The following is an 11764-nucleotide window of genomic DNA, read 5'->3' as shown; positions in this document are numbered from 1 at the left end:
CGGCACCCGCTCTACTTTTTTCGCCACCTCCGCTGGCGAAAAATTCGGCCGCAATGGGGAATTTTGCAAGCGGCTCACCTGGCGAATCGCCGCGGCCTCGCCGCTGGCGTTGGCCGCGTGGCCGGGAACCGTCCCGCCCAGGCCAGCCACCGCCAGCAACATCCCGAGTCCGATAAGCCATGGCCTGGTCGTCATGCCGCGCCCCTCGCACCGTGTGGTGGCCAGTATCACCCGCCAGCTGGCGGGCAGGAACCGCAAGCCCTTCCGATGCGGGCTTGCGCGGCCCCATCGCCGGAGCGGCATCGAAAGGCGGATGCGCTCGCCGCTTCGGCGCGTCATCGACGCGAAGCAGGTTGCACTCGATCACCGCGCTACCTACTCTCGACAGTCCTTGTCATGGAGCCGTCTGCATGCCCCCGATCCGCCTCATCACGCTGTGCGCCGCGGCGACCGCCGCACTCGTTGCCGGCTGCAACCGGGAAGCTCCCCGCGCGCCCACCGCCGCTACGCCGCCTGCCAGCGTGGCAACGGCCAACGACAACGCCAGGCTGGATGCCGCCGTCGACGGCTTCATCGACGGCATGTTCAAGCGCTACCCAACCTTTGCCGCCAATGCCGGCAGGCACGAGTTCGACGGCAAGCTGCCCGACTACAGTCCGGCCGGGTTGAAGGCGGATGCCGACTGGCTGCATGCCGAGCGCGACCGCTTCGCCGCGTTCGGCGACGACCGGCTCGACCAGAGCGGCCGCTTCCACCGCGACTACGTGCTCGCGGTGATCGACGGCCAGCTATTCTGGCTGGAGGACTCAGGCTTTCCATACAGCAACCCGGCCTTCTACACCAGCGACCTGTCGCCCAGCATGTACCTGACGCGCCCCTACGCACCGCTGCCGCAACGCATGGCGGCGTTCGTCGCCTACCAGGAAGCGCTGCCTCGCGCCGTCGCCCAGATCAGGGCGAACTTCAGGCTGCCGCTGCCGGCGTCGTACATCGAGCTGGGCGTGAACAGTTTCGGCGGGTTCGCCAGCTTCTTCCGCAACGACGTCCCGGCGATCTTCGCCGGCGTCAAGGATGACGCCCTGCAAGCCCGCTTCAAGGCATCCAACGCCGCCGCGATCAAGGCCACGCAGGATCTCGCCGACTGGCTGAAGGCGCAGCAGCCCCACGCCACCCATGACTACGCGCTGGGCGCGGCGAAGTTCTCCAAAATGCTGCATGCCACCGAGCTGGTCGACCTGCCGCTGGACCGCCTCAAGGCCATCGGCGAGTCGGACCTGCAGCGCAACCTCGACGCGCTCAAGGCCGCCTGCGACAAGTTTGCGCCGGGCCAATCACTGAGCGCGTGCGTCGACAAGGAGGGTGCACACAAGCCTGCCGGCGGTGCCGTGGAAGGCGCGCGTGCGCAACTCGTGGGCCTGCGCCAGTTCATCGTCGACAAGGATCTGGTGACCATCCCCGGTCCCGAGCAGGCCCAGGTCGAGGAAGCGCCGCCGTTCAACCGCTGGAACTTCGCCTACATCGAGATCCCCGGCCCGTACGAGAAGAACCTGCCGTCGGTGTACTACATCGCCCCACCGAATCCAGCCTGGAGCAAGGCCGACCAGTTGGCCTACATACCGGGCAAGGCCGACCTGCTGTTCACGTCTTCGCACGAAGTGTGGCCGGGGCACTTCCTGCAGTTCCTGCACGCCAACCGCGCGCACTGGAAATTCGGCCAGCTGTTCGTCGGCTACGCCTTCTCCGAAGGCTGGGCTCACTACGCCGAGGAGATGATGTTCGACGCCGGCCTGGACGGCGCCGCGCCGGAGGTCCACATCGGCCAGCTCACCAACGCCCTGCTGCGCGACGTGCGCTACCTCTCCGCCATCGGCCTGCACACCGGCGGCATGACCGTCACCCAGTCCGAGCAGATGTTCCGCGACAAGGCCTTCCAGGACCCGGGCAACGCCCGCCAGCAGGCAGCCCGCGGCACCTACGACCCGGCCTACCTGAACTACACCCTGGGCAAGCTGATGATCATGCAGCTGCGCCAGGACTGGATCGCCGCGCACCCCGGCCCGAACGTGCTGAAGGCGTTCCACGACCAGTTCCTCAGCTACGGCGGCCCGCCGATCCCGCTGGTGCGTGCGCAGATGCTAGGCGGCAAGCCGGAGGCCAGGCTGTGGACGGCGCCGGCGAAGGCCGCGGCGGGAACGGCAGCGGCCACGTCCAGGTAAGGGCCAGGCGCCCGGTCGATCTTCGCCCTGCCCGTTCGTCGTGCAGGGTGAGGGTCCGTCCTCCGCCACGGAAAACCGCCATGACCACCAACACGCTTCGCCTCCACCGCGTGCTGCGCGCACCGCCCGAGCGCATCTACCGCGCCTTCCTCGACGCCGACGCGATCGCCAAGTGGCTGCCGCCGAATGGCTTCACCTGCAAGGTGCACGAGCTCGACGCACAGGTCGGCGGCCAGCACCGGATGACCTTCACCAACTTTTCCAGCGGCCACGGACACAGCTTCGGCGGCACCTACCGCGAGCTGGTGCCGGGCGAACGCATTCGCTACAGCGACCGCTTCGACAACCCCGGCCTGCCCGGCGAGATGACCACCACCGTCACCCTGCTCGCGGTGTCCTGCGGCACCGACGTGCAAGTGGTGCAGGAAGGCGTGCCGGAGGTCATCCCGGTGGAGCAGTGCTACCTGGGCTGGCAGGAATCGCTGCTGCTGTTGGGCCAGCTGGTGGAAGCGGACATTCCGGACTGACCGACGCCGCGGCTGGTCGGCGCCGCCTCGTGTCGATTCCGCACGCGCCCGTTCGTCGTCAGCAGGAAGGCGGCCCTGCCGGCCGCCGTTTTGCGCAGGAGACCGCCATGTCCTATGTCGATGGTTTCGTGATCGCCGTACCCGACGCCAACCGCGAGCAATTCATCGCGCACGCCCGCCATTTCGACGCCATGTTCCTGGAGTTCGGCGCCACCCGGGTGGTGGAGTGCTGGGGCGACGACGTGCCCGACGGCAAGCTCACCGACTTCCGCCGCGCCGTGCAGGCCACGCCGGGTGAATCGGTGGTGTTCTCCTGGATCGAATGGCCCGACAAGGCCAGCCGCGACGCCGGCATGGAGCAGGTCATGAAGGACCCGCGCATGCCGGGCGCCAGCGACATGCCGTTCGACGGCAAGCGCATGATCTTCGGCGGCTTTGCGCCGGTAGTCAGCCTGCCCGCCTAGCGGCGCGGCCGCTCACTCCCCTTCTTCCTCGAACTCCACCAGCGCATCCAGCTCGAACGCCAGCGCCTCAACCGCCTCGCGCACCTTGCGCGCGGTGGAGGGGTTCAGCGCCTCGATCTCCAGCTCGTGCGCGTCGGGCCCGTAGGTGTCGCTCAGGCCCGCGGAGCTGGAATCCGCGTCGTCCATGCGATCCATCATGTCCACGACCTCCTCCACGCGCTCGATGCCGTCCAGGCTCTGCAACAGGTTGGTCACGGCGCGGACGTCATCGCCGCTTCCGGTCAGGCGCAGGCGTAGTGTCGGCATGGCAGCATCTCATGGCAGGCTGCAGATCAGCCGAGGTACGCCCGGGCCAAGGCGGCGTGACGATGGCGTCGCGCACGAAACCAACGCCCGGCGCGCCAGCCGTCGATGCGACGATGGCCCGGCGAGCCATCCGGCCATGCACTACGGCCCCGCATCCGTGTTCCTGCCGAGGATCCGCCATGCCCTATCCATCCGCGCTTCCCGCCACCGGCAGCTGCCGCTGCGGCCGCGTGCGGCTGCGCGTCACCAAGTCGGCCATGCTCAGCATGGCGTGCCACTGCCACGGCTGCCAGAAGATGACCGGCAGCGCGTTCTCGCTGTCGCTGGCCCTGCCCGCCGACGGCGTGGAGGTGATCGCCGGCGAGCTGGTCCGCGGCGGCCTGCAGGAGGAACACAGCCACCTGTACTGCGCGTTCTGCAAGTCGTGGCTGATGACCCGCCCGGCCGGGCTCGACTGGCTGATCAACCTGCGCCCGTCGGTGCTCGACCCGCACGCCGACTTCGCACCGTTCATCGAAACCTGCACCGATACCCGGCTCGCCTGGGCATCGACCCCGGCCAAGCACAGCTATGCCGGCTTCCCCTCGATGGAGGATTATCAGCCACTGGCCGAGGCCTACGCCGCCGAGACCGCGGATGCCATCGCGACGTGCCCGGACCCCTCCCGGTTCCGGGCACGTCGCGATGGCCCTGAACGGAGCACCGCATGCGCCTGCACATCCTGTCCGACCTGCACCTGAGCACGCACGGCATGCCGCCGCCCGAGGTGGCGGCTGACGTGACGATCCTCGCCGGCGACATCCGGCGCCCGGCGGCGGAGGCGATGCAGTGGGCCGCCAGCCTGGGGCGCCCGGTGCTGTACGTGCCCGGCAACCACGAGTTCTACGGCGGCGCGATGCCGCAAGTGCGCCAGACGCTGGCGCAGAGCGCGCGCGAGCACGGTATCGGGCTGCTCGACCAGGGCACGCGGGAGATCGACGGCGTGCGCTTCGTGGGTGCGACGCTGTGGACGGATTTCGCGCTGTTCGGCGCCGGCAACAAGGAACTTGCCATGGCGGCATCGGCCAGCTTCATGCGCGACTTCGCCGTCATCCGCAACGCCGACGGCAGCGTATTCACCCCCGCCGACGCCGCCGCGCTGTTCGCCGAACAGTACGCATGGCTTGCGGTCGTGCTGGCGCAACCGTTCGCCGGGCCGACCGTGGTCGTCACCCACCATGCGCCGACGCCGCGCAGCGTGCATCCGCGCTTTGCCGAGTCGCCGGTCAGCGCCGCCTTCGCGTCCGACTGCAGCGCGCTGATGGGCCGCGCCACACTGTGGGTCCACGGCCACACCCACGACAGTTTCGACTACACGGTGAACGGCACCCGGGTGGTCTGCAATCCGCGCGGCTACAGCTCCAACGGGGTGAACGAAAACCCGCATTTCGACCCGTGCCTGTGCATCGAGGTAGAGGCTGGCGCGTAAGGCGCAGAGGGCCCGAACGGGGTCAGGTTCACTTTCACACAGATCACTGCTCGTAGCGCCTACGGCAGGTCGCGGCGAGGGCGGGTACCACGGCTCTGGTGCCATCCGTGAAGCTGAGCGAATGGCCAGGCAACCCCGACTCGACCTACCCGGTATTCCCCAGCACATCGTCCAGCGCGGCAACAACCGCCTGCCCTGCTTTCTGGATGACACGGACCTGCACCGTTACCTGCACCTTCTCCGCGAGGCGCTGCTCGACACCCGATGCATGCTGCATGCTTATGTACTCATGGACAACCACGTCCACCTGCTGGTGACGCCCAGCGAAGTCGGCGCCATTTCAAAGATGATGCAAAGGCTCGGACGGTGCTACGTAGGGCAGTTCAATGCACGCCACCGTCGCACCGGCACCTTATGGGAAGGTCGATACAAAGCCTGCCTGGTGGACACCGAAACCTACGTGCTGCGCTGCTACCGCTACATCGACCTCAACCCGGTGCGTGCACGCCTGACAGACGACGCAGCCAGCTATCCGTGGTCCAGCGCCTCCAGCCATTGTGGCCTGCGCCCGCTTGCGTGGCTCACGCCGCATCCCGCCTACACCGCGTTGGCGCCCACGCCCGAAGCGCGCGCCGAGGCCTACCGGCAGCTTCTGCGCGAAGTATTGTCCGACGACGATCTTGCGGCGATTCGCACCTACCTCAAGCAACAACGCGCGCTGGGCCACGGCGGCTTCCGCGCCATGGTCGAGGCCAAGACCCAACGCCTCGCCGGCATCCGCCCGGCTCATCGACCGCCACGCTCCCAATAGACCGCGGAAGTGAACCTGACCCCGTTTGGGGGAGCGCGAGGTAGGTGGCCCGCTCCTCACGCACACCGGGTTTCGTACCGTGCGGCGGCTTCAGCGCCTGCGCATTCACGTCGCCGCTGATCTCACGCAGCTTCTCCACGTCGCGGACGATAGCGTCGCCCATGATCGACAGCGTGGCGTCGGACAACTCGGCGTGATCGGTGCAGGTCACCACGTTGCCAAGGGCCCGAAGGCTTGCGAGCAGCAGGTTGATCTCGTCGATCTGATCCAGGGTGACGCCGAAGAGGAAGCCGTTGCCGGCCTCATCCCTCGCCGGCTCGGCGACCTCCGGCTCTGCGGTTTCCGTGCAAGCTTCCGCTTCCGCTTCCGCTTCCGCATCGGCCTCGCATGCTGCCGCCCTTTTGCCACGCTCGGCCGGCCAGGAGAGTTCGTCCAGCACCTGGGCGAGCTGCTCCTCCAGCAGTTCCATGCAGATCGCCACTTCGCCCGGGCGGATCTCCGCGTACCACTCCTTTGCCTCGTCCGCGATGCGCGGTCGCGCCAGGTTGCCCAGAAACTCCACATACTCGCGGAGCTTTTTCAGCCGCAGTTGGCTGTCCTCCGGCAGGAAATAGCCGGTCGTGCCCAGATCGTCCAAATCGGTCGTCGACATGCTCGCCTCCTCGCTCTATGAAATGCCCGTCGGAAACAGGGGGAAGGCAGAGTCGGCTCTACGACCGTTCCCTCAACAAATGCACTCCGACGCCTGCTATCACCCCCGCCCTCCATGGCCAGAATGCAACCATGAATTGCCTATGTCAACAACCATAAATGGCACGCTCGCAAATACACGTGCGCAACAATGGACCACACTTGCCAAGCCTCACCGCGCGCAAGCGCCGGGACGATGCGACAACCAGGAACTGGAATGGCAGCACCCTACGAGCACTTCGCCAGCCGCCTGCGCAAAGCATTGGACCAGGCCGGCTTCGTTTCAGGGCGCGGAAGGACAAGCACCCTGGCCAGCCGCTACGCGGTATCGCGGGAAACCGCCCGCAAGTGGCTCACCGGCCTCGCCCTGCCCGAGCTGCCGCGCATCATCGAACTGGCCAAGGATTTCGACGTCAACCTGGAATGGCTTGCCACCGGGCGAGGCCCCGCCGCGCCCGGGGTGAGCGAAGCCGGCGCCCTCTATCGTCGCCTGAGCGACAACGAGAGCCACCTGCTGAATGCGTTCCGCAAGCTTCCCGAATCGAAGCGGCAGTTGCTGGTGAAGTTCCTTTCCTAAAAAACAGCGGGTGAAACGGGGTCAGGTTCACTTAATCAAGCTGCCGCCAACACCTTCCGCACCGTCTTCGGCGCTGCTACTGCCACTTTCAACAGAGCCTTGGCCGCGCCGCTCGGTTCGCGCCTGCCCTGCTCCCAGTCCTGCAACGTGCGTGTGGAAACGCCCAGCATCGCGGCGAAGTCGGCTTGGGACAGTCCGAGTTTGAGGCGGGCCTCCGTAGCTTTCGTTACCTGTACGGTAAAGCGCCGCCCTTCGCCCGCCTTGATTTCGCGGATGGCCTGCAGGACTTCCAGGCCGATATCGCGCTTGGCATCCCGTTCGAGAATTTCCTTGCTCAGCTTTTTCATGGTTTCACCACCTGCTCCTTGAGCAATCGGATGACATCTGCGGGAAGGTTGGTCTGCCGTGACTTGGCGTAGATCGCCAGCAACCAGATTTGCCCATGCTCGGTTACGCCGTAATAGATCACGCGTACGCCGCCGCGCTTGCCCTTGTCGCGGGCGCCCCAACGAAGCTTGCGGCAGCCGCCCGACGCGGGGATGACGTCGCCTGCGTCAGGATGGCTGGAGAGATACCACTGCAAGCCGGTGTACTCATCCCCCGTGAGGTAGTCATACACGTATTTCGCGAACACGGACGATTCGACGAACTCGTACATGGCAGACTCCCTTCTGCACGCTTGAACTATACGGCAATGCCGTATGTTTCACAAACTAGTTCGTGACAGTTACACCATCGGCAACTTCAACCCCTGCTCGCTCGCACACTGCACTGCGATGTCATACCCCGCATCCGCATGCCGCATCACACCGGTGCCCGGATCATTCCACAGCACGCGGGCGATTCGCTTGTCCGCTGCCGCCGTGCCGTCGCACACGATCACCACGCCGGAGTGCTGGCTGTAGCCCATGCCGACGCCGCCGCCGTGATGGAAGCTGACCCAAGTAGCGCCGCCGGCGGTATTGAGCAATGCGTTGAGCAGCGGCCAGTCGGACACCGCATCGCTGCCGTCCTTCATCGCCTCGGTCTCGCGATTCGGTGACGCGACGGAGCCGGAATCCAGATGATCGCGCCCGATCACCACCGGCGCCTTCAGCTCGCCGTTGCGCACCATCTCGTTGAACGCAAGGCCGAGCTTGTCGCGCAGGCCAAGGCCCACCCAGCAGATACGCGCCGGCAGGCCCTGGAAGCTGATGCGTTCCCTGGCCATGTCGAGCCAGCGGTGCAGGTGCTTGTCGTCGGGGATCAGTTCCTTGACCTTGGCGTCGGTCTTGTAGATGTCTTCCGGGTCGCCGGAGAGCGCGACCCAGCGGAACGGGCCGATGCCGCGGCAGAACAGCGGGCGCACGAAGGCGGGCACGAAGCCGGGGAACGCGAACGCGTTGTCGCAGCCGACGTCCTTCGCCATCTGGCGGATGTTGTTGCCGTAGTCGAAGGTGGGGATGCCCTGCGCGTGGAACGCGAGCATCGCGTCCACGTGGGTCTTCATCGACAGCTTGGCGGCGCGCGCGGTGCCGACCGGGTCGGCCTTGCGGCGCTCGAACCACTGCTCCACCGTCCAGCCCTGCGGCAGGTAGCCGTTGACCGGGTCGTGCGCGCTGGTCTGGTCGGTGACGGCGTCGGGGTGCACGCCGCGCCGCACGAGTTCCGGCAGCACGTCGGCGGCGTTGCCGAGCAGTGCGATGGATTTCGCCTCGCCGGATGCGGTGTATTTCGCGATGCGCGCCAGCGCGTCGTCAAGATCCGTGGCCTGCTCGTCGACGTAGCGCGTCTTCAGGCGGAAGTCGATGCGGCTCTGCTGACATTCGACGTTGAGGCTGCACGCACCGGCGAGCGAGGCGGCCAGCGGCTGGGCGCCACCCATGCCGCCCAGGCCCGCGGTGAGGATCCACTTGCCCTTGAGCGAGCCGCCGTAGTGCTGGCGGCCCATCTCCACGAACGTCTCGTAGGTGCCCTGCACGATGCCCTGCGAGCCGATGTAGATCCAGCTGCCGGCCGTCATCTGGCCATACATCATCAGACCCTTGCGATCGAGTTCGTTGAAGTGCTCCCAGGTGGCCCAGTGCGGCACCAGGTTGGAGTTCGCGATCAGCACGCGCGGCGCGTCGGCATGCGTGCGGAACACACCGACCGGCTTGCCGGACTGTACCAGCAGCGTCTCGTCGTCGTTCAGCTCACGCAGCGATTTCAGGATCGCGTCGAAGCACTCCCAGTTGCGCGCGGCGCGACCGATGCCGCCGTACACCACCAGCTCCGCAGGGTTCTCCGCCACTTCCGGATCGAGGTTGTTCTGCAGCATGCGGAACGGCGCCTCGCTGAGCCAGCTCTTGCAGGAAAGCTCGCTGCCGCGCGGCGCGCGGATGGTGCGGGTGGTGTCGATGCGGGTGGGTGCGTTCATCACGAAGGGCTCCGGTGAGTCAGACCGCCGAGTATAGGTCAGCGGCTGGCACAGGCCGGAGGCCAGTCACGGTGCCGCGGGCCGCGCGTCGATGCCGGTGTGCTTGCGCAAGGCCACTGCCGCACGCATGCGCACGAGCATCTTCGCCATCCGCGGGTCCTTGCCGAAAAGGGATTCCAGGCAGTCGGCGGTGGCGTCCAGTCCGACTCGCGGTGGCGGCTGGATGTCGGCGCGCAGGATCCAGCCGTACGGATTGTCCGGCCGCTCGTGAGTCAACTGATCGGTCACGACCCAGCCCTTGTCCCCGTCGTGCGCCATATGGACGAACATGTCGCCGAACTGGGGCAGCACATTCACGTCGTCCGGGTCGATCGCCAGCAGTGCGCGGAAATCCTGTTCCGCGTGCGCATGGTCGACCTGCATTTCGAATGCTCGGCACGTCGCTGCGGCTGCCGCCGATCTTCCCGACCAATGCCGTCGCGTTCGCCGTGCTGCGCCAGCTGCACGGCGGGTTCGCGATGCTGCTGTTGCTGACGCTCCTGGCGCACATGGCGGCGGTGCTGTACCACGGCCTGATCCGCCGCGACAGCGTGCTGCCGGGCATGCTCCGCGGCCGAAGGAAAGCGGCGCGGGCCTTGATCGGGTATGGCGGCGAGCCCGCGGCTGACGATTCGAACGAATTAACGCCGAGCGCTCCAGCCGGGATGCGGAAGAACATGCCGACTAGCGCGATGCCTTCGCCGCCTCCACTGTATAGAAGACGGCTTTCACGACTACGGCATCAGCGCGGCTCGACGTTTCCGTCGCACGGCCCGATCAACTGATGAAGACGCCGGCAAGCTGCGGGAAGCTGTCGCTCGGTCGCCGTCGCGACTCCAAGCAAGAGGCCCGACTCGGCAGCCGTGCCCGGGCTGAACCATGGCAAGAGCGGAGATGGAGCCAGACCTTTGGCAACGGCGTTCCGGGCGACGCCGACGTCTGACACCCCGTCGGGCAGGCGCACCACGGCGGCCCGGCCGCCGATGTGGACGCGATATCCTTTCCGTATCCATTCGGCCTGCAGCACTTCGCTCCTCGCGCAGTAGATGCGCTTCATCCGGCGCAAATGCCTCATGTAGTGGCCCTCGCGCATGAAATGGGCGGTCGCCTGTTGCACGGCAGGGCCCGGTACCGATCCGAAGCACAGGGTCGCCTCGGCGAATCGCGTTACCAGCGCGACGGGGGAGACGATGAAGCCGAGCCTGAGCGCCGGGCTGATGGTCTTGCTGAACGACCCGATATGGATGACGCGGCCGCTGCGGTCCAACGACGCGAGCGCCGGGGCGGCGCGCCGATTGAGCTGGAGTTCGCCGAGATAATCGTCCTCGATGATCCATGCTCCCGTGCGGGCAGCCCATGCGAGCAATTCGATCCGCCTCTTGAGCGACAGCGTCGTGCCGAGCGGCGCCTGCTGGCCCGGCGTTACCAGGGCCAGCGCGGCGGCGGGCGCCTTCTCCATGCCGCAGGAGACGTCGACGCCATCCTCGTCCACCGGGATGGGGACGGGAACGAGCCCGGCGAGCTCGAGCGCCTTGCGGCTCTGGAAGAAGCCGGGATTTCCCATCCAGGCCTCGCGCCCTTCCGCGCCCAACACCCTCAGGGTCGTGCCGAGAGCACCGGCGAAGTCCGCCGTGATGAAGATCTGCGATGGGCGGCATTCGACGCCGCGGGCCAGCGCAAGATGCGCGGCGATCTCACGCTGCAGTTCGATTTCACCGCGCGGATCGGGATAGACCGCGCGCGCAGGACCTCGGCGCGGGCAGCCTGCGCACGCAGGCGGGCAAGCAGGCTCGTCGGAAAACCATCGCGGCCGGGTATGCCCATCTGGAAGATCGCCGGACCGGTGAGCAAATGCTCGTATAGCGCCGGCGGCGCATCGGCTTCCGCCGGAGGAACGCCCCCACTCCGGCAGGATGCTCGGCCACCTTCGTGCCACCCTAACGCGACGAGACGACGACTTGTTCGTCGGCCAATCGCTCGTAGGCAGATTTGACCGTGCCCCTGGCCACTCCGAGTTGGGCGGCCAGGGCGATCCACGAGGAAAGCCTTGCGCCCGGCGCGAGCGCGCGGCTGCTGATCGCGGCGAGGATGTTGCGGCGGAGCTGCTCCGCCAGCGTGATCCTGGCGGACCGATCGACCCTGATGTGCACCGCGGCGGTCATACTTCGTGGTACATCGGGAAATACCATTCGAGCCGCTTGCAAAATTCCCCATTGCGGCCGAATTTTTCGCCAGCGGAGGTGGCGAAAAAAGTAGAGCGGGTGCCGC

At 66.8% G+C, this 11764-nt stretch carries 16 protein-coding genes; 8 read left to right on the top strand and 8 right to left on the bottom strand.

Features of this window, described 5'->3' with window-relative positions; all coding sequences use genetic code 11:
* Positions 1 to 410: 410 nt before the first annotated feature.
* From AC3WTD_RS18130 to AC3WTD_RS18120, 3 genes are all read left to right on the top strand, one after another.
* On the top strand, positions 411 to 2216 hold the full coding sequence (locus AC3WTD_RS18130) for a DUF885 domain-containing protein (protein WP_492614614.1): 1806 nt from the start codon (positions 411 to 413) through the stop codon (positions 2214 to 2216).
* 80 nt (positions 2217 to 2296) lie between these two features.
* Positions 2297 to 2743 carry an SRPBCC family protein gene (locus tag AC3WTD_RS18125; RefSeq protein WP_492614613.1) on the top strand — a complete coding sequence of 149 codons (447 nt, stop codon included), beginning with the start codon at positions 2297 to 2299 and terminating at the stop codon, positions 2741 to 2743.
* Positions 2744 to 2850: 107 nt separating this feature from the next.
* The gene (locus AC3WTD_RS18120; protein ID WP_027491888.1) at positions 2851 to 3207 is read left to right on the top strand and encodes a DUF1428 domain-containing protein; all 357 of its coding nucleotides are present in this window, start codon (positions 2851 to 2853) and stop codon (positions 3205 to 3207) included.
* A gap of 12 nt (positions 3208 to 3219) precedes the next feature.
* Here the strand turns inward: AC3WTD_RS18120 and AC3WTD_RS18115 are convergent, their stop codons facing one another.
* Complete coding sequence (locus AC3WTD_RS18115; RefSeq protein WP_027491887.1) at positions 3220 to 3513, bottom strand: hypothetical protein; 294 nt, start codon at positions 3511 to 3513, stop codon at positions 3220 to 3222.
* A gap of 179 nt (positions 3514 to 3692) precedes the next feature.
* Between AC3WTD_RS18115 and AC3WTD_RS18110 the strand changes: the two genes are divergently transcribed.
* From AC3WTD_RS18110 to AC3WTD_RS18100, 3 genes are all read left to right on the top strand, one after another.
* On the top strand, positions 3693 to 4253 hold the full coding sequence (locus AC3WTD_RS18110; protein ID WP_492614612.1) for a GFA family protein: 561 nt from the start codon (positions 3693 to 3695) through the stop codon (positions 4251 to 4253).
* Positions 4220 to 4981, top strand: coding sequence for a metallophosphoesterase (locus tag AC3WTD_RS18105; RefSeq protein ID WP_492614611.1), 762 nt, complete (start codon positions 4220 to 4222; stop codon positions 4979 to 4981). The genes AC3WTD_RS18110 and AC3WTD_RS18105 overlap by 34 nt, the downstream gene beginning before the upstream one ends.
* A gap of 121 nt (positions 4982 to 5102) precedes the next feature.
* Positions 5103 to 5792, top strand: a complete 690-nt coding sequence (locus AC3WTD_RS18100) for a transposase (protein ID WP_027491885.1) — start codon at positions 5103 to 5105, stop codon at positions 5790 to 5792.
* On the opposite strand, the gene AC3WTD_RS18095 is transcribed toward AC3WTD_RS18100, so the two are convergent.
* Positions 5683 to 6444 (bottom strand): XAC0095 family protein, encoded by a 762-nt coding sequence (locus AC3WTD_RS18095; protein WP_492614610.1) that lies wholly within the window; start codon positions 6442 to 6444, stop codon positions 5683 to 5685. The two genes, AC3WTD_RS18100 and AC3WTD_RS18095, sit on opposite strands and share 110 nt — an antisense overlap.
* A 255-nt stretch (positions 6445 to 6699) precedes the next feature.
* Between AC3WTD_RS18095 and AC3WTD_RS18090 the strand changes: the two genes are divergently transcribed.
* Positions 6700 to 7059 (top strand): helix-turn-helix domain-containing protein, encoded by a 360-nt coding sequence (locus AC3WTD_RS18090; RefSeq protein ID WP_027491883.1) that lies wholly within the window; start codon positions 6700 to 6702, stop codon positions 7057 to 7059.
* Between the two features lie 35 nt (positions 7060 to 7094).
* Here the strand turns inward: AC3WTD_RS18090 and AC3WTD_RS18085 are convergent, their stop codons facing one another.
* The 4 genes from AC3WTD_RS18085 to AC3WTD_RS18070 form a co-directional block, all read right to left on the bottom strand.
* Positions 7095 to 7406 (bottom strand): helix-turn-helix domain-containing protein, encoded by a 312-nt coding sequence (locus tag AC3WTD_RS18085; RefSeq protein ID WP_235642204.1) that lies wholly within the window; start codon positions 7404 to 7406, stop codon positions 7095 to 7097.
* Positions 7403 to 7717: a hypothetical protein gene (locus AC3WTD_RS18080; RefSeq protein WP_492614609.1), complete on the bottom strand. Its 315-nt coding sequence runs from the start codon at positions 7715 to 7717 to the stop codon at positions 7403 to 7405. The genes AC3WTD_RS18085 and AC3WTD_RS18080 overlap by 4 nt, the downstream gene beginning before the upstream one ends.
* Before the next feature lie 69 nt (positions 7718 to 7786).
* Positions 7787 to 9457 (bottom strand): urocanate hydratase, encoded by a 1671-nt coding sequence (hutU, locus tag AC3WTD_RS18075; RefSeq protein ID WP_492614608.1) that lies wholly within the window; start codon positions 9455 to 9457, stop codon positions 7787 to 7789.
* Positions 9458 to 9523: 66 nt separating this feature from the next.
* Positions 9524 to 9880 carry a hypothetical protein gene (locus tag AC3WTD_RS18070; RefSeq protein ID WP_492614607.1) on the bottom strand — a complete coding sequence of 119 codons (357 nt, stop codon included), beginning with the start codon at positions 9878 to 9880 and terminating at the stop codon, positions 9524 to 9526.
* A 5-nt stretch (positions 9881 to 9885) separates the two neighbouring features.
* On the opposite strand from AC3WTD_RS18070, the gene AC3WTD_RS18065 reads away from it, so the two are divergent.
* Complete coding sequence (locus AC3WTD_RS18065) at positions 9886 to 10281, top strand: cytochrome b/b6 domain-containing protein (RefSeq protein ID WP_027491880.1); 396 nt, start codon at positions 9886 to 9888, stop codon at positions 10279 to 10281.
* On the opposite strand, the gene AC3WTD_RS18060 is transcribed toward AC3WTD_RS18065, so the two are convergent.
* Positions 10239 to 11432, bottom strand: coding sequence for an aminotransferase-like domain-containing protein (locus tag AC3WTD_RS18060; RefSeq protein ID WP_492614606.1), 1194 nt, complete (start codon positions 11430 to 11432; stop codon positions 10239 to 10241). The genes AC3WTD_RS18065 and AC3WTD_RS18060 overlap by 43 nt on opposite strands.
* Position 11433: 1 nt before the next feature.
* Positions 11434 to 11658, bottom strand: a complete 225-nt coding sequence (locus tag AC3WTD_RS18055) for a GntR family transcriptional regulator (RefSeq protein ID WP_492614605.1) — start codon at positions 11656 to 11658, stop codon at positions 11434 to 11436.
* Positions 11659 to 11764 lie beyond the last annotated feature (106 nt).

The organism is Rhodanobacter sp. FW106-PBR-R2A-1-15, assembly GCF_058789735.1.
This window is presented reverse-complemented; position numbering and strand designations above follow the sequence as displayed.